The 17,729-nt window shown below is 59.6% G+C and carries 13 protein-coding genes; 12 read left to right on the plus strand and 1 reads right to left on the minus strand.

Annotated features, from left to right (window positions below; genetic code table 11):
- The first annotated feature begins 10 nt into the window (after positions 1-10).
- The 8 genes from ccoG (at position 11) to AS89_RS0114555 (ending at position 9,275) form a co-directional block, all read left to right on the plus strand.
- Positions 11-1,426, plus strand: coding sequence for a cytochrome c oxidase accessory protein CcoG (gene ccoG, locus AS89_RS0114520; RefSeq protein ID WP_010133448.1), 1,416 nt, complete (start codon positions 11-13; stop codon positions 1,424-1,426).
- 75 nt (positions 1,427-1,501) lie between these two features.
- Positions 1,502-2,038 carry a FixH family protein gene (locus AS89_RS17750; RefSeq protein ID WP_237709700.1) on the plus strand — a complete coding sequence of 179 codons (537 nt, stop codon included), beginning with the start codon at positions 1,502-1,504 and terminating at the stop codon, positions 2,036-2,038.
- Between the two features lie 16 nt (positions 2,039-2,054).
- Positions 2,055-4,568, plus strand: a complete 2,514-nt coding sequence (locus AS89_RS0114530) for a heavy metal translocating P-type ATPase (protein ID WP_100169401.1) — start codon at positions 2,055-2,057, stop codon at positions 4,566-4,568.
- A 49-nt stretch (positions 4,569-4,617) separates the two neighbouring features.
- Positions 4,618-4,872, plus strand: a complete 255-nt coding sequence (gene ccoS, locus AS89_RS17755; RefSeq protein WP_010133451.1) for a cbb3-type cytochrome oxidase assembly protein CcoS — start codon at positions 4,618-4,620, stop codon at positions 4,870-4,872.
- Positions 4,872-5,705 carry a sulfite exporter TauE/SafE family protein gene (locus AS89_RS18985; RefSeq protein WP_010133452.1) on the plus strand — a complete coding sequence of 278 codons (834 nt, stop codon included), beginning with the start codon at positions 4,872-4,874 and terminating at the stop codon, positions 5,703-5,705. Before ccoS ends, AS89_RS18985 begins: the two co-directional genes overlap by 1 nt.
- Before the next feature lie 174 nt (positions 5,706-5,879).
- Positions 5,880-7,313 carry an isoprenylcysteine carboxylmethyltransferase family protein gene (locus AS89_RS17760; protein WP_237709701.1) on the plus strand — a complete coding sequence of 478 codons (1,434 nt, stop codon included), beginning with the start codon at positions 5,880-5,882 and terminating at the stop codon, positions 7,311-7,313.
- Positions 7,314-7,333: 20 nt separating this feature from the next.
- Positions 7,334-8,833 carry a hypothetical protein gene (locus AS89_RS17765; protein WP_010133454.1) on the plus strand — a complete coding sequence of 500 codons (1,500 nt, stop codon included), beginning with the start codon at positions 7,334-7,336 and terminating at the stop codon, positions 8,831-8,833.
- A complete protein-coding gene (locus AS89_RS0114555; protein WP_158217374.1) occupies positions 8,820-9,275 on the plus strand; it encodes a GtrA family protein in 456 nt (151 codons plus the stop codon). Before AS89_RS17765 ends, AS89_RS0114555 begins: the two co-directional genes overlap by 14 nt.
- Positions 9,276-9,291: 16 nt before the next feature.
- Here the strand turns inward: AS89_RS0114555 and nadC are convergent, their stop codons facing one another.
- On the minus strand, positions 9,292-10,149 hold the full coding sequence (gene nadC / locus AS89_RS0114560; RefSeq protein ID WP_010133456.1) for a carboxylating nicotinate-nucleotide diphosphorylase: 858 nt from the start codon (positions 10,147-10,149) through the stop codon (positions 9,292-9,294).
- Positions 10,150-10,547: 398 nt separating this feature from the next.
- Between nadC and AS89_RS0114565 the strand changes: the two genes are divergently transcribed.
- The 4 genes from AS89_RS0114565 to ampE all read left to right on the plus strand — a co-directional run bounded on the left by AS89_RS0114565 (position 10,548) and on the right by ampE (position 17,710).
- Positions 10,548-12,860 carry a DUF1631 domain-containing protein gene (locus AS89_RS0114565; RefSeq protein ID WP_010133457.1) on the plus strand — a complete coding sequence of 771 codons (2,313 nt, stop codon included), beginning with the start codon at positions 10,548-10,550 and terminating at the stop codon, positions 12,858-12,860.
- A 471-nt stretch (positions 12,861-13,331) separates the two neighbouring features.
- Positions 13,332-15,917 (plus strand): DUF1631 domain-containing protein, encoded by a 2,586-nt coding sequence (locus AS89_RS0114570; protein WP_258165065.1) that lies wholly within the window; start codon positions 13,332-13,334, stop codon positions 15,915-15,917.
- Positions 15,918-16,127: 210 nt separating this feature from the next.
- Positions 16,128-16,715: a 1,6-anhydro-N-acetylmuramyl-L-alanine amidase AmpD gene (gene ampD, locus AS89_RS17770; RefSeq protein ID WP_033230586.1), complete on the plus strand. Its 588-nt coding sequence runs from the start codon at positions 16,128-16,130 to the stop codon at positions 16,713-16,715.
- Positions 16,716-16,750: 35 nt separating this feature from the next.
- Positions 16,751-17,710 carry a regulatory signaling modulator protein AmpE gene (gene ampE / locus AS89_RS0114580; RefSeq protein WP_010133460.1) on the plus strand — a complete coding sequence of 320 codons (960 nt, stop codon included), beginning with the start codon at positions 16,751-16,753 and terminating at the stop codon, positions 17,708-17,710.
- Positions 17,711-17,729: the final 19 nt, after the last annotated feature.

The raw sequence follows: 17,729 nt of genomic DNA on the forward strand, positions 1-17,729 counted from the left end.
GTGAGGTATTGTGAGCGATAGAATTCCGACCCGTGAAGAGCAGGAAGGCGATGGTGAAGTCCGCTATCGCATGCTCTATGAATCCGACGATAAAATTTATATTCGTCATATCCGTGGTGTTTACACCCGTATCCGTAAATACACCGGCCTACCTTTACTACTCGCATTTTTCTTTATCCCCTGGCTGAACATCGATGGTCAGCAGGCGGTTCTGTTTGATTTGCCCGCGCGCCAGTTCCATATCTTCTGGGCCACCTTTGGTCCGCAAGATGGCATTCTGCTGGCGGGTCTGTTGATCATTTCTGCTTTCGCCCTGTTTGCGATTACCACCTGGCTCGGTCGCGTGTGGTGTGGCTTTACCTGCCCGCAGACAGTGTGGACCCTGATGTTTATCTGGGCGGAGCGCGTGTGTGAGGGCGATCGCGCCAAGCGCATGAAACTGGACGCCGCGCCCTGGGGGACGGAAAAAGTGCTGCGCAAAGGCGGCACGCATGCGATCTGGTTGTTCATTTCCCTGGCGACCGCACTGGCATTTGTCGGCTATTTTTACGGCATTCGCGACCTGGTGGTGGATCTGGCGACCTTCAGCGCCCATCCCCAGGGCGTGTTCTGGGTAGCGTTTTTTACCTTTGCCACCTATTTGAATGCCGGCTTTATGCGCGAGCAGGTGTGCAAGTACATGTGCCCCTATGCGCGTTTTCAGTCGGTCATGTACGACCAGGATACGCTGGCGGTGTACTACGATGCCCGCCGTGGTGAGGCGCGAGGTCCGCGCAAGAAGAATGTGGATTACAAGTCCGAGGGAATGGGTGACTGCATTGACTGCTACTGGTGTGTGCAGGTGTGTCCGGTCGACATCGATATCCGCGACGGCATGCAGTACGAGTGCATTAACTGTGGCTTGTGTGTGGATGCATGCAACAGCGTGATGGACAAAATGGAGTACCCGCGCGGGCTTATCCGCTTCACCTCCGAAGATGAACTGCAAACCGGCAAAACCCAGTATCTGCGCCCACGCCTGTTAGGTTACGGGTTAGTACTGCTGCTGCTCATCGGTGCCTTTACCTACCAGGTTGCCACCCGTTCGCCGGTGCAGGCGGAAGTGCAGCGGGACCGGGGTGCCCGCATGTTCAGGGTGTCTCAGGGCATGGTGCAGAATGTCTACACGGTCAAAATCAATAACATGGACCAGCGTCCGCACGAGTTTACCGTGCGGATCGATGGCAAGGAGGGGTACGATTACTCCTTGCGGATGCAGGGGAATCCCTATGTGGTCCCCGGCGAGATATACTCTGTGCCGATTCGGGTTAGTGTGCCCAAGGAACAGCTGAAGGACACCAAGCACGACATCTTTATTGAGATTCAGGCCAAAGACGCGCCCGAGCTCAAGGATCGTCACAAGACCGTGTTTATCGGTCCCAAGTAGCCGGCGGGGCCTGGTCCCCGCGGCGGTAAATTATTTCAGTCATTGTTAGCTTTAGAGTTCGGGTTTAATACGTTCGTGCCTCAGAAAAAAAATTCCCAACCGCCAGGAGTCTGGTACCGCGAGCCCTGGTTCTGGGTAGTGATGGCGCCGCTGGTCGTGGTGGTGATCGTGTCCTTTACCATGCTGTCGATTGCGGTTCGCCACGGCGATGATGTGGTGAGCGATACCTACTACAAGGACAGCCGCCTGTATCACTACAGTGCCGAACAGGACCAGCAGGCGAAAGCGCTTGGCCTGGCCGGCATGCTGCTGTTCTCCCCGGAGGAAAAGTCCGTGTCCCTCGATTTGCGCGGCAGCCTCGAGTACCCGGAAAAACTGTTACTGATCCTCAGCCACCCGGTGGAAGCAGACCTGGATGAGCACGTGGTGCTCGAGCAGGTTTCCATCGGCCGCTACCGCGGAAAGGTTTCCGCGCCCATGCAGCACCGCTGGTACCTGCAGCTGATGCCGGAACTGAACCCGGAAAACTTCGGCAAGGCAGAGTGGCGGCTGAAAGGAGAAATCAATTTCAATATTGGCAACGGAGTGCCCCTGAACCCTGCGGAGCAGTGATTCCATGGGTGACTCTATGAGCGACTCCCTCGCGCCCGATGCCGCCTCCGCCGGCGGTGCCCATGCCACTGGCGAGCGCAGTGACTGTTTTCACTGTGGACTGCCCGTCGCCGATGGCAGCCAGTATTCCGTCATCATTGATGGGGTCGACCGCCCCATGTGCTGCCCAGGCTGTGAGGCCGTGGCCGGGGCGATCGTCGCCGGCGGCCTGGATAACTTCTACCGATTCCGGGAAAACAGCAGCGAACGCCCCGAGTCTTCCTCCCAGGACCAGCGCTGGCAGGCATACGACCTGCCGCAGGTACAGGCGGAATTTGTGCGTGACTTTTCGGGCTCCCTCCCCGGTGTGGATACTGCTCAGCCCCTGAAGGTGGCCAGCCTGCTGGTAGGCGGGATTACCTGTGCCGCCTGCGTCTGGTTGATTGAAAAGCAACTGATGGCGCTCGCGGGTGTGCACCGGGTGTCTGTCAATGCCAGCACCCACCGCGCGCAGATCGTGCTCGACTTGGCACAGGTCAAGTTGAGCGAGCTGTTCGCTGCACTCACCCGTATTGGCTACCGTCCTTCCCCCGCAACCGCGGCCAACAATGAACTGCTGATCCAGCAGGAGCGCCGCTCCGCGATGCGCCGCCTGGGAGTCGCTGGCCTCGGCACCATGCAGGTGATGATGTTTGCGATTGCCCTCTATTTTGGTGGCAACAAAGGCATCGATAGCCAGTTTGAGCAGTTCTTCCGCTGGGTATCGTTGGTCGTGGCAACACCGGTGGTGTGTTATGCGGCGCAGCCGTTTTTTGCCGCGGCCTGGCGCGCACTGCGCAGCGGACACCTGATTATGGATGTGCCGGTTTCTCTGGCCATCGGGCTGGCCTATGGGGCCAGCGTTTACGCCACGGTTTTTGAAACCGGCGAGGTGTACTTCGAGTCCGTCTCAATGTTCACGTTCTTCCTGCTGCTCGGACGTTTTGTCGAGATGCGTGCGCGTCACCGGGCCGGACTCGCCAGTGGCGGGCTGGCGCAGTTATTGCCGCTGGCCGCCTTGCGCCGCGGCGAAGGTGGTGAGCTTGAGTCGGTGCCGGTGGCGGCGCTTGCCGTCGGTGAGCACATCCTGTTGCGCCCAGGGGATACCGTGCCGGTGGATGGTGTGGTTACTGAGGGCGCAAGCGGGGTTGATGAATCTATTCTCACCGGCGAATCCGAGTTGCAGCAGAAAGCGTGCGGCAGCCGGGTATTTGCCGGCAGTGTAAACGGTGATTCGTCGCTCACTGTGCGGATTTCTACCGCCGGCAGTGGCACGCGCCTCTCCGCGATCGAAAAGCTGGTGGAACAGGCGCAGTTGGACAAGCCGGAGCAGGCGGCTCTTGCCGACCGCATTGCCGGGCGGTTTATTGCCGCAGTGCTGTGTATTGCCGTGGCCGCTTTTGTATTCTGGTGGCAGCAGGACCCGGGGCGCGCGTTCTGGGTTGCGCTCTCGGTACTTGTGGTCACCTGTCCCTGTGCGCTGTCACTGGCAACGCCCGCGGCACTCGCCGCGGCGACGCTGCGCCTGCAGCAGCTGGGGCTTCTGGTTGCCAAGGGGCATGTGCTGGAAACCTTGCCCACGGTAGATCGTGTGATCTTCGACAAGACCGGGACGCTGACCGAAGGGGCGCCGCAGCTGCGTGCGGTGGTGCCGCTCAGGGACGGTTTCTCCCGCGACGCTGCCCGGGATATCGCCGCCGCACTGGAGGCGCAAAACAACCACCCGCTGGCGCGGGCGTTTCGGCCCTGGTTCGCCAATCGCTCGGCCAGCAACCTGCGCTCCGTCACCGGGCAGGGCGTGGCGGGCGTGTGCGAGGGTGTTGAATATCGTCTCGGCGCGCCCGGTTTTGTCAGTGAAATCCTTAGTGGCAACACGAGTGCGGCCGGGATCGCTCTGTCTGCACCTGCCGAACCCGGACAGTGGCTGTTGCTGGGTGATGCCGCGGGACCGGTTGCGTGGCTGGGGCTGGGCGACGACATGCGCCCCAGTGCCACAGGTGCGGTGCGCATGCTCGGCGAGCAGGGGGTCGCGGTTGAACTGCTGAGTGGTGACCAGTCTGCAGAAGTCCCGCGGCTTGCGGGGCTCGCGGGTATTGGTGACTATCAGGCGGGCGCCTCTCCCGAGCAGAAACTGCAGCGCTTACGGCGACTGCAGGGGGAAGGTGAGCGCGTATTGATGATTGGCGATGGAATCAATGATGTACCGGTGCTCTCCGGTGCCGACGTGTCCGTGGCGATGATGTCCGCGGCGGACCTGGCGCAGTCCAGAGCGGACGCGATTCTGCTGAAGGGCGACCTGTGTGCCTTGCCGCGCGCGTTTGCCTTGGCGGCGAGCTGTCGCAAGATCATCCGGCAAAACCTGAGCTGGGCCATTTTGTACAATTTACTGGCGCTGCCCCTGGCCTTCCTCGGCCTGGTGCCACCCTGGGCTGCCGCCATCGGCATGTCGTTGAGCTCGCTGCTGGTGGTGGTGAATGCCCTGCGCTTATCGCGTTGGCAACACGCGGCATAAGGCACAAGACAAAGGCCCGGCGATGCCGAAATCCTATTTCGAGGTTTAAGTGGACAGTATTTTTCTTCTCGTGCCCATTGTGATCGTGTTCATTGCCTGTGCGGTGAAGTTTTTCTTCTGGGCGGTGAACAACGGCCAGTACGACGATCTGGAAACGGAAAGCCGCCGGATCTTGTTTGAAGACGATCACAAGCCTTTAAAACAGACTGCTACGGAGTCCGCCGAGATAGAGCGCGCGGAGGCGTCGCGGGAAGGCGGTCGAGGCCCCGCGCCGGGTGCGAGCGACGAGCGGAAGCCAGACTGATGACGGATTGGGGTTTTCTTGCCGCCGCGCTGGCAATCGGTTTTCTGGGTAGTAGTCACTGCATCGGTATGTGCGGCGGGATTTCCGGTGCGCTGGGCTTGGCCGTGCCGGGGGAGAAACCCCAGTGGCCCAAGCTGCTTGGATATTCGGCTGGGCGCATCGCCAGTTACGCGTTGATGGGGTTACTCGTGGGCAGTCTCGGTGCCTTCCTGGCTGCAGATCTTGCCGCTGGTTTGGCACCCCTGCGCATTGTTGCCGGAGTGATGCTGATCGCCATGGCGCTGTACCTGGCGGACTGGTGGCGCGGGCTGGTATGGCTGGAGCGCGGTGGCGCGGTACTGTGGCGAGCGGTGCAGCCCCTGTCGCGACGCTTGCTACCGGTAACCTCGACTTCGCAAGCGGTGGCACTTGGCGCGGTGTGGGGCTGGCTTCCCTGCGGGCTGGTATACAGCGCGCTGACCTTCGCACTTGCCCAGGGCAGTGGCGAGCAGGCGGCCCTGGCCATGTTGGCGTTTGGTCTTGGCACCGCACCTGCCGTACTGGCCACCGGCATGGCGGCCACGCGGTTGCGCAAGATTGTGCAAAAGCCGGGCGTGCGTTTGTCCATGGCGTCTATGGTGCTGGTATTTGGCGTGTGGACCTTGTGGGGCACCGTGGGGCATGGTGCTCACGGTGCTCACAATGGCCATGATGCTCACAGTACTCATGGTACTCACAGTACTCACAGTACTCACGGTACTCACAATGCCCCCGGTGCTGCCAGCAGCCACGAGAGCCACGATCAGCATCACCAACATCACCACCACCATCATGAACCTGCGTCGGATGAGTAGTAGCACGACAAGACTGACTATTAATTCAGTTTGAGTTGAGTGGCCTCAGGCGGTTTCTGGCAGTGCTCCGGGGATGGGGGTAAACTGGTGCAAATATGACCGTTGGTCTGGCCGCCCCATCTGGTATTGGTTGCAATGCGATAGCTTGGTTCGGCTGCACTCGTTGGACCGAGCATGAAGAAAATAAAAAGTAAAAAAACGGCCTCCAAGAAGCCCTCAGCGCAACACACCTCGCCGTCCCCAAAGGCTGGGGTGGCTGCGGTCCCCTCCTGTCCGGGCGCTCCCACCAATATGTGGATCAACCTGTTTGCCCTCTGCGTGTCGCTCGCGGCGGTCTTCTGGTTGCGCGAGTACGGTCAGGACCTGCATGTCAAAACCCATTCCCTGGTGGTGGTTGCTGTGGCACTGGCCCTGCCGATTATTCTGCTGGAATGGGTTTTTCTGAAACCCTGGCGCAACCCGTCTGCCGGTCTCGACTTCCGCCGGGTGAATTTCAATTGGGGGCGCACCGCCCTGAAGCTCGTGGGCTTCTACCTCACCATCGGCTCAGTGGCGTTTGTGTACTGGCTGTTCCCCGAGTACCACGGTTCCTTTTACGACAACTATTACGCGGTGGTAAAAGCGGTATTCCCCTGGTGGATGGCGCTGGCGGTGCCGTACTTTTACCTGGTGGACGGTGCCATGCAGTCCCCCAAAGATGGTTACTGGCAGCTGGGAAGCTGGGTAATGGGGAATACCAAAGAGGTATCGGGGAAAGCCGTGGGCCAGTTGTACCTCGGCTGGCTGGTGAAGCTGTTCTTCCTGCCGCTGATGTTTGTGTACCTCGGCAATAACCTGACCAACCTGCTGAATTTCGATTTCTCCAATCTGCTGGTGAATTTCAAATCGGTGTTTGATTTCACCTTCAATTTCCTTTTCTACATCGATTTGCTGTTTGTCACCGTCGGGTATGTGTGCACCCTGCGCCTGTTCGATTCGCACATCCGCACCGTAGAGCCAAGCTTCCTCGGTTGGGGGGTGGCACTGATCGGTTACCAGCCATTTTGGAGTCTGTTTTCCGGCACCTATTTGAAATACGACGATGCGCCGGCGTGGGGATACTGGTTCTGGGATACGCCCTGGGCATACAGCCTGTGGGGCTCAATCATTCTGCTGCTTATTGCCATTTACGTGTGGGCCAGCATTCCGTTTGGTATCCGCTTTTCCAACCTGACCCATCGCGGCATTCTCACCAACGGACCCTACCGGTTTACCAAGCACCCGGCATACATCAGCAAGAACCTTTCCTGGTGGATGATCTCCATGCCGTTTATGGTCAGCGCGAGTGGCACTGAGGCCCTGCGCCAGTCTCTGCTGTTGCTGTTGGTGAACTTTATCTACTTCATGCGCGCACGCACCGAAGAGCGGCACCTGTCCTGGGATCCGACTTATGTGGCCTACGCCCACTACATTAGCGAACGCGGGACCTTCGCATTTCTCGGCCGCTGGTTCCCGCTGCTGCGCTTTGGGCATGGTCGGCTCTTTTTCCGTGGCAACGACGCTCCGCCGGTGGAGCCGCTGGTGTCCGGTGCTGCAACGTCGGCCAAGCCAGCTGCCAAGCCCGTATAGCCCCGGAGCCAGCCACTGCGATGAAATTCGATTTTTTCAAGCGAGACCAGGGCGCGCGGCTGAACCACGGTGCGGATCTGGCCGTGATCGTGCTGCCGCAGGGAACACTGCATATTGACCGTCGCTGGCTGCTGTATGCCGGGCTGTATCTGTTGATTGCGCTGGGTATCTGGCTGCGCATCGAGCATATCTTTACCTACAACCCGATCAACTTCATCTGGAGTGACCCGCAGCGGCACTGGGAGCAGGGCACGGAAACCCTGCGCACCGACCCGATGACGCTCACTGATCCGGTGATGTATCAGCTATATATCGGGGTGCTTGCCAAGCTGACACTGGGTGAGCCGTTGCTGATTGGGTTTTACACGGTGTTGCTCGCCTGTATTACCCCGTGGATCTGGTATCGGTTTGCCCGCGAATTGTTGCCGTCGCGCCTGCTGGCTACCGCGGTGTGGGCCGGCATTTCGTTGCTGCCGTCGTGGATCGCGATCTACGGCTACTTTATGCAGGAGACCCTGCTATTGCCGCTGTTGGGGGCTGCGCTCTACGGCAGTTGGCGCTGTCGGCGTAAGCAAACACTCGCAAGCTTCCTGTTGATGGTGGTGCTCTGGGCAGCCGCGGGTTTGACGCGCGGTATCGCGATTCCGTTTGCCGCTGTGGTTACCACCTGGTTGTGGCTGGTCCAGCCGCGCAAGCTTGCCAAGGCAGGTTATAGCCTGCTGGTGCTTGGCCTGATCATGGGGCCGCTGGTGTACCGCAGCTATTCCGCCATGCATCTGGTCGCGCCCCATGGTATTGGCAAGTTGAATGAGCTGTACGCGCGCTCGGGCAAGCGCGACATTCACATCAGCTACGAGCGCAATGGTGCACGCTGGGTGTACTGGTTTGCCTCGCCGGCGATGGATGCGAAACCCCTGGCCCCACTGAGCGACTGGAGCGCAAGCCGCCAAGGCGTGGTGAAGGCGGAGATCGATATCACCAATGGCGCCGCAGATTGGGATGCGGTGATGGCCGAATATCCGCTGACGCTGGAGCGCTACCTGCAGCTGACCAGCGCTAATCTGGTGAATTTATTTTTTGGCTTTTCCTGGCCGGATAATAACCAGGCCCGCTGGCTGGAGGCCGTCAACCATCATACGCGCTGGGTGTGGGCGCCGATTACCCTGCTGTTAATGCTGGCTGCCCTGTTGTACTGGCGCCGTCTCGGCGGTACGCGGTTATTGAGTGTACTCGTGCTTACCTGGGTGTTAGTGCAGGGATTGTTGCCGATCTCTGTGAATGAGGGGCGCTATCGCAAGCCGATCGAGGGATTGTTGCTGGTACAGGCGGCGGTGCTTGCGGGGGCCATGCGACGGCGTCGTGCCGATGACGCTGGCGAAACGGCGTCGCCCGAGGTGGTTGAGCTCGCGGAGGTGACGGAAACGTCGAAACAGAAAAGCGCTATTGCGGTCGAATCGCCGCCCGTTGCGCAAGCCCCAGAGCCCCATGAGTCCAAGCCGAAGCACCATGACACAGCCTGATCCTACCGCTCCCGAGTGTGCATCGCCTGGCCCGCAGCGCAGATCTTGGCTGTGGCGACCACTGCTTGTCCTCGCGCGCAGGCTGGTGAGTTTTATTCTGGTCGGCGGTATCGCTACGGCAGCTCAGTACCTGCTATTGATCACGCTGGTGGAGCTGTTCGGTGTGTTTGCGATTACCGCATCGATGGCCGCCTACGCTGGCGGTGCGCTGGTCAGCTACCTGTTGAATTTCCATGTGACTTTTCATGGCCGCGCCGGGCACCGTCAGGCGCTGCCCCGGTTTATTGTCGTGGTGGCGATTGGCCTGGGGGTGAACACGCTGAGCTTTGCCCTGCTGTTACTGTTCCTGCCTTATTTATTGGCTCAGGTGGGGGCTACCCTGGTGACGCTGGTGAGTAACTACTTGCTGCACCAGTATTGGATATATCGGCCTGCCAAATAACCCCTGTGTGCGTTGCTTACTCTGCGAGCAGGCGCAGGGACAGATCAATGGCTCGCAGGTGCTTGGTCAGGCTTCCGGACGAGATGTAATCGACCTCCAGCGTGGCCAGTTGTTGCAGGCGGGCCTCATTCACACTGCCAGAAATTTCGATCTTGGCGCGGCCCTTGGCCAGTTGCAGAGCCTGCGCCGTCATCGCATCGGTAAATTCATCCAGCATGATGACGTCGGCACCGGCGTCGAGCGCCTGCTGGAGTTCTTCCAGGCTCTCCACTTCCACCTCCACCAGTGCGCCGGGCTTGATCTGATGGGCCTGCTGCACCGCATTGTGGATGCCACCGGCAGCCGCAATATGGTTTTCCTTGATCAAAAATGCATCGTACAGGCCGATGCGGTGATTGCCGCAACCTCCGCACAATACCGCGTACTTTTGCGCGGTGCGCAGGCCGGGAATGGTTTTGCGGGTATCCAGAATCTTTATTTGCGTGCCGGTGGTCAGCGCTGCATAGCTCGCTGCGGTAGTGGCCGTGCCGGAAAGCGTCTGTACAAAGTTCAGCGCGCAGCGTTCGCCGGTCAGAATGGAACGGGCATTGCCGTCCAGCTCAAATAATGTGCTGTTTGCGGCAACGCGCTGGCCGTCTTCAACATGCCAGGTGACCTTTAATGCGGGATCGAGCTGCCGAAACACTTCGTCCACCCAAGCGCGGCCACAAAACACACACTCCTCACGGGTAATTACCCGGGCGCGGGCGTTGCGTTCGGCAGGAATGAGCTGCGCGGTGATATCGCCATCGCCCACGTCCTCTGCCAGCGCGTCGCGTACTGAGCGCTGTATATCCGAAACAAGATTGGGGATGCTGGCAGTGGCGGGCGTCATACTCGAACCTCGATAGTGCTCGCCTAACTAAAGACGAATTCCAAACGCAGGGGCAATGTGGGGCGCCAATTCTAGCAAATCTGTTCGCAAGAAGAACGCGTATCAGGGTTCGGCGGTGCACGGAGTGGGCCCGGCGAGAGGGGCTGTTGTGAATGAAGTCGCAAAAACGGTCTAGCGAGTCTGTCTGCGGTTGTCTGTTGACACAATCTGTCTTTAGAATCAACGGTCGACAAAAATAGGTTGCCTTGCTCTTTGCTTGCCCAATGTGTTTCGGGCAGTTTCGTAAGCCGACAAGCGAGAGCACAAGAAATCCAATAATTAGAGCTCAGTGGCTTCCCAGGGCTGCTGTGGTGCATCACCGGCATCTTCTCGAGGGAGGCCGGACGAGGCTAGATGACATGAAAGACAGCGAACGCTCATCTTCTAACGTGGTGTCCCTGCAGGGGGGTACGCGAGGAAAGCGTGAATCTCATTCGGGCGCGAGCCTGCCTGCCGCGGTTGAGGTCGTGTGCGACAAGTCGCGGCAGCAGCTGCTGGAGCTTGCCAAGCAGGTGTTTGCCAAGGTCGATGACTCGCTGTTTGCCATGGCCGAGAAGGCCCATGGGCAGGATGAGCAGGACGGATTGTTCCAGGCGCTGCGTTTGCTGCGGGTTGAGCGCCGCCGTGTTGTGGAGCTGTTCGTCGACAAGTGCGGGCAGGCATTCCATGTGCAGGAAGCCGCGGTTGACGACGAAGACCCCTACGCGGCAGACAATCTTTCCCTGGTGCATAACGACGATCTCGAGCAGCTGGTTGCCGTCGACACCATGGTGGCGAATGCCAAGCGTGATTTTGCCGAGTCCCTGTCGGCGATTTCTGTGCGCCTCGATACCCTGCTGTCCGTCAAGATTTACGACAAGAACAACCCTCTCGGTCCGGATGCGATTTGCGATGCTTTTGTTGAAGCTGCGCGCACCCTGGATCTGCACATTCGTGCGCGCCTGACCCTGCTGAAGAAATTTGAGCAGGTGGTGATGGCAAATCTCGGCAAAATTTATGATGAGTGCAATAACCTGTTCGTTGAGCAGGGAGTGTTGCCGACCCTGAAGCAGCGCAGCGCGCGCCCGCAGCGTCGCCCGCAAAGCACCCAGGGAACCCCGGGTGAAGGGGCGGGTGCGTCAGGGCAGGGTGCGGTGCAATCTGGTGCTTCCGCGGTTGGCGGTGTCGCGGGGCATGGCCTGGTGCCGCTGGGTAGCGGTGTGGCACCCATGGCGCCGCAAGACCTGCTCTCCCACCTCGGTGCGCTGCAATCTCATCTGCCGCAGAGTTATGGCGATGGCCAGGTTGAGCTGCTGAACGTCAATAATCTCCTGCAGAACCGCCTGGTTGAGGCCCGCGAGTCTGGTGCACTGGCGAAGATGGATAGCGACATCATCAAGCTGGTGGAAATGCTGTTCTCTTTTATTCTCGAAGACCGCAACCTGGCCGAGCCGATCAAGTCGCAATTGGGACGTTTGCAGTTGCCGCTGTTGAAGGTGGCCATTGCCGATAAATCGTTCTTCAGCAAAGGGGGGCACCCGGCCCGCAAGCTGCTGAATGAGTTGGCGGATGCGTGTACCGGCTGGCAGGCAAAAGACAATTACGAAAAAGACCCGCTGTACAAACAGATCAGCGAAGTGGTCGCGCGCGTGCTCGCCGAGTTCGACCAGGATATTAATATTTTCTCGACCCTGCTGGAGTCCTTCCGCGCGTTTATCCTGCGTGAGCGCAAGCGCGCCGAGCGCCTTGAGCGGCGCATCGTGGATGAGGCTGATGGCAAGGCCAAGACTCAGGCAGCGCGTGCCCGTGTTGCGGCGGTAATGGATGCATTGATGGCCGAGCGCGACCTGCCGCCGGTGGTGGCCGATTGGTTGCAGAAGGTGTGGAGCAACATGCTGTTCCTGACCTGTATCAAAGAGGGGACCGACAGCGAAACCTGGAGTCGCGATGTGCGCACTGCCCGCGACCTGGTGTGGAGTGTGCATGCGCCCATGCCGGAAAGCCGCAAGCAGTTACTCGGCCTGTTGCCCGCGTTGCAGGATCGCCTGAAAGCGGGCGTCGAAGCGGTTTCCCTGAATAAATTTGAAGCGCGTCGTCTGTTTGCCGGGCTCAAGGAAATCTACCGCGAGCGCTTTGCCCTGGCCCAGCGCCTGATACAGGAGCGCAGCCGGCAGGTTGAGCAGGAAGCGCGCGCTATGGCAGAAGCGGCCAGCCAGGCTGAAGCCACCGAGCAGGAGTTGGTGGCGGCTACGGACGCCGCTATGCAGGATGCAGCGGAAGTTGCCACCAGTGAGGCTGTGCAGGAAACTGTGGCGGAGCTCCCGGAAATGGAGGCGCTGGAACAGGCGGTGGCGGAGGTCGAGCTGCAGTCCGACGCTCTCGATGGCGAAGAAATTCCAGAAACGGACACCCACTGGCAGCAGACCTTCCGTCTGGCCCAGGGTAGCTGGTTTGAGCTGAAGCGTGGTGAGGAGGAGCAGTTCCGCTGCCGCCTGGCCGCGGTGATCAAAGATATCGACCAGTTTATTTTTGTTAACCGTAACGGTGCCAAGGTGGCAGAATTCACTCGCGCAGAGTTGGCAGTTGCGCTGCGCAAGGGTGAGCTGATGTCGATGGATGATGGCATGCTGTTCGAGCGCGCCCTGCAATCGGTGATTGGTACGGTGCGGAAGTCCCGCGGCGAGATGCACTGACCGCCGCCTCTCCCTCCCTCCCGGGTTGCCCGCAGCGTGGCGAGGTAGCTCGGGGTTGCTATCCCGTGCGGCACGTGTAACGATTTCCCCCCTAGCATTTTTGGCAGCGAAACCCACAGTTTGGCTGTCAATTCTCCTGAATATCGTGCCATTCCGGTACAGCCGTACAATTTTCAAAGCATTTCACGAAGATTGGTCCTTTTTGGCACTTGCGTGTCAATGTGCTTTGCAGGATATTGTGGGCGTGTTTTGAGACATCGGTCGCCTTTTGCGTGTTGATGTCACACGGTTTTTAAAGATAAGTCATAGATTTCAGCGGTTTTGGCGCGCCAATCAATTATTTGGGGTGCGAATACTCGCGCTAATAGCCAGTTGCATTCTGTTCGGATCGTTGGTTTTTGAGAGAGGTACCCGACACAGGTGCGTATCAAACCGATGCCAGGAGGGCATACTGGGGTGAGCATGGATGATATGGAAAGAAGTACTAACGAGCTTTTTGTAATCAGTGGCGGCGCGAAGGCGGGGCGAGGTGGTCCCTCCGGGAATAAGTCCGCTACCCGGCAACTAAGTAAAATCGTGAGCCTAGTCAATCAAAAAGCCATTCAGTGGATTCAGTCCCGGGCTGAAGAAGTCTTCGCCCAGGTCGACGATTCCCTGTTTATGATGGCGGAAAAAGCGCATCAGCAGGACGAGCAAGATCAGCTGTTCCAGGCCATCCGTGCGATCCGGGTAGAGCAAAGCAACCTGATTGATGGCTTCTGTGATGGCGTTGAAGAGCGTTTTCACCATCCCCGCAACGACTCTCCCGGAGAGGACGCCGAGCTCGATTTGCGATCTGCCTCCATGGGGCTGTCGCTGGTCAATAATGACGACCTGGAACAACAGGTCGCCATTCGTTCCATGGTCGCTAATATTCGTCGGGATCACGCAGAGCCCATCGCGGCTCTCTCCCTGCGCCTGGATACCTTGCTCCCGGAAAAAATCTACGACGAGAACCTGCCGCTCGGCCCCGCCGCGATTTGCGCTGCCTTTGCCGATGCGCTGGATGATGTGGAGATTTCTCTACGTGCGCGGATGACGGTGCTGAAAAAATTCGAGCTGCACCTGGCCAACCGACTGGTCGAGCTGTACGAGGACTGTAACCGCCTGCTGATTGAACAGGGGGTTTTGCCGCATATTCAAGATCCGCTGCGTGAATTGAAGCGCCAGGCTGAAGGCAAGGCGCCAAGCGCCAGTGCGCAGCCGCAGGCGCCGGTTCCCGGCGGCGAGCCAGGCGTGCCCGGTCCGGGCGCTGCCGATATGGCCGCCGCTGGATTTGCCGAGGACATGTCGCAAGGTTTTGCTCCCGGCCAGGCACCAGGATTTGCTGGCCAGTCGCCAGGGTTTGCTGGTCAGGCACCAGGATTCTCTAGCGGAGCTGCCCCGGGGAATGCGGGCGGTGCGCCATCGGGTTTTGGTGGTGGGGCGTCAGCAGGATATACCGCGGCGCAGCCCGGCATGGCCGGTTACCCTAACTCTGGTGCCGGTTCTGCCGGAAGTTACTCGGGCGGTCCGGGCCTGGCGCCAGCTGGCGCAGGTGTCCCGGCGATGGCGACACCGACACTGCTGCAGCAGCTCGGGCAGTTCCAGATGTCCATGCCCGCGCACACCGGTGCTACCGGTCAGCTGGTAAACGTTACCGAGTTATTGCAGCAAAGCCTGGTGCAATCCAAGCAGAGTGCGTCGCTGCACGAACTGGATAGTGAAGTCATCCGCCTGGTGGATATGCTGTTCTCGTTCATGCTTGAGGACCGCAACCTGGCGGAGCCAATCAAGGTACAGCTGATTCGCATGCAGCTGCCAATGCTGAAGCTGGCCGTTGCCGACAAAGCTTTTTTCAGCAAGGGTGGCCACCCAGCGCGCCGCCTGCTGAACGAACTCGCCGATGCCGCCATTGGCTGGCAGCCGGGTGAGAATTACCTGAACGACCCGCTGTACCGTGAGGTCTGCACCATCGTTGAGGCGGTGCTGGCGGAGTACGATCGGGACGAGAAAATTTTTGTGCGCCTGCTGGAGTCTTTCCGGCAGTTCTCTGCGCGTGAACGCAAGCGCGCGGAAGTGATGGAGCGCCGTACAGTCGACGAGGCCCAGGGCACCGCGCGGGTGGAGGCCTCCAAGGCGCGCGTTGCTGCGGTATTCGACGCGCTCACTGCCGAGCGCAAGCTGCCGAAGATCGTGCACGAGTGGCTGAATCGGGTTTGGAGCAGTGTGCTCTTCCGCGCCTGCCTGAAAGAAGGCACGGACAGCACCGCCTGGCGTCAGCACGTGCTCACTGCGCGCGACCTGATCTGGAGTGTGGTCGCGCCCATGCCGGAAAGCAGTGTGAAGATGCGTCGCTTGCTGCCGGTGCTGAAGAAGCGCCTGGAAGCCGGTGCGCAATCGCTTTCCTTGAGTGCGGGCGATCGCCAGCGCCTGATGGGTGGCCTGGACATACTCTACCGTGAGCGCCAGAAGTTGGGTGAGCGGGTAGAGTCAGAGCGTGAGCGACGTACACGTGAGCGCCTGGTGCAAGAACTGCGCCGCGAGGCCGACAGTGTGGTGTCCATACCCGCATCGGAGTTGACCGCTACTGCGGTGGTTGAGGAGCCGGTGCCGGAAACGCAGGTGCTGAATGAGTCCCGCGAGCTGCCGGCAGAGCAGAAGGCACTGCCCGCGGTGGAGGAGATTCAGCAAGTCGTCACCAAAGCGGCGTCAGCGAATGCGGAAGACCTCAAGCCACTGCCGAAAGATGACAATCACTGGCAGCAGACTTACCACCTTAAAGACAGCTGGTTCTTGTTGCGCCGGGCGGAAAAACTGCCAGTGCGGTGCCGTCTGGCTGCCATCATCAGCGACCTGGACCAGTTTATGTTTGTAAACCGCCAGGGCGCCAAGGTGGGTGTCTATTCCCGTCTGGAGCTTGCCCACGCATTGCGCGATGAGGAGTTGTTGCCGCTGGAGCAGGGGCCGCTGTTCGAGCGGGCACTGGAGTATGTCGTCGGCAATTGTGGTGAAAGTAAAATCGCAATCAGCGTTTGACCCTCATTCCGAATTCGGCGGGCGCGCGTGGCCCATTCGACCTGTGGGTCTGCGCGCGCTCTGCCCTCTAAAAGCGGCTTTTTTGTGCAGAAAATACTCTATTTTCGTAAAAAGTTGCTATTCCTCCGATAACTCGCAGCGACGGCTATTGGCAGACTCTTCTTCGCTTCCATAGAATAACTGGGTGCCCAGTTTTTGCGGAGTGGTGTTTTGAAATATCAGATCCAGTCAGGATGGCTTTCCGGCGTGCGCCGGGTTGCGAGTCCGCACTGCAATGCGCGTCCTGAGGATACGGATGTGGATCTGCTCGTCATTCACAGTATCAGCCTCCCGCCGGGTCAGTACGGTGGCGCGTTTATCGACGAGTTCTTCCTCGGCCATCTGGATATAGATGCCCACCCTTATTTTGCCGAAATCGCGACCTTGCGTGTGTCTGCGCACTTGCTGATCGACCGCAATGGGCGGGTCACCCAGTACGTGCCCTTTACCGCACGCGCCTGGCATGCGGGGCAGTCCACTTTTTGTGGGCGGGATAACTGCAACGACTTTTCCATTGGGATCGAGCTCGAGGGGCTGGATACCGATACCTTTACTGCAGAGCAATACGTCGCTCTGGCAGAAGTGACTGCGGCGATTATGCAGGAGTACCCGGGTATAGATCGCTCGAGGATAACCGGGCACTCGGATATTGCACCGGGCAGGAAGCTGGATCCGGGGCCGGGGTTTCATTGGCGTCAATATTTCGACGAGCTGGATGCGCTTTCTGGAAATAACAAAGGTGATCTGCCCCAAGCTTAGTGCCGGGCGGCGCCACAGAGGATAACGGGGGAGTTATGGCACTTTTGATTGTGCTGCTGGCACTGGCGCTGGTTCAGATTTGGGGTTCTGGTGGCCCACTGCATCGAGATGCCTGGTTCGGCCGCTGGAAAGATTTTGTGTTGCAGCGGCCGGCGCTCAAACAGCGCTACAGCCTCGGGTTTGGCATTCTGGTGCTGGCGCCCGTGATGGCGGTCGCCTTGCTGTTGGCGCTTGCCGATTCCATGCTGGGTTGGCTGGGGGTATTGCTGGTGAGCGTGCCGGCACTGCTCTACTGTTTCGGGCGCGGCAACTTCAACGATGCGCTCGCCAGCTACTTGCGTGCCTGGTATCAGGGTGACCTGGAGGCCGCCAAGGCCGCCGCATCGCCGCTACTGGGTGCGGATGCCGAGCGGGAGGTGGCGCAAGTCTCCGACGCGCAGTCCCTGCACCGGCTGGTGTTTCACTCCGCGGTTTACCGCGCGTTCGAGCGGCTGTTCGCGGTGCTCTTCTGGTTTTTGTTGCTGGGTGTGCCCGGTGCTTTGCTGTATCGCATGAGCCAGATGGCCCTGTCGGCTTTTGCCCGCGACGCCGCGCAAAACGACAACGACGTTGCTGCGGAAGAGGCTGGCGCTGATGCCCCTGTGGAAAACCCACAGGTTGAAGAAGTAGCGCTGGCGGCACGCTGGTTGTGGCTTATCGAGTGGTTGCCGGTGCGCGCCCTCGGCTTCTCATTGGCGATTGTGGGTAACTTTGCCGGGTGCTACCGGGCCTGGCGCGAGCGCCTGACCTGTAAGGAAACCACCACGGCGGATGTACTTGAGCGCTACATGGAAGGGGCCCTTGGCGGTATTGACAGCAGCGAGTGCAGTGCCGGTGTGGCGGTGAATGAAGGGCAGCGCCTGTGCGGCGCCGAAGTCGAGGCGATGCAGAGTTTGCTATCCCGCGCCCTGCTGATGTGGATAACCCTGATGGCATTGTATGTGCTCTGGGGATGATGCGAATGCGCTACCCAGT

This window comes from Microbulbifer agarilyticus S89 (genome assembly GCF_000220505.1).
Lineage (GTDB): Bacteria > Pseudomonadota > Gammaproteobacteria > Pseudomonadales > Cellvibrionaceae > Microbulbifer > Microbulbifer agarilyticus_B.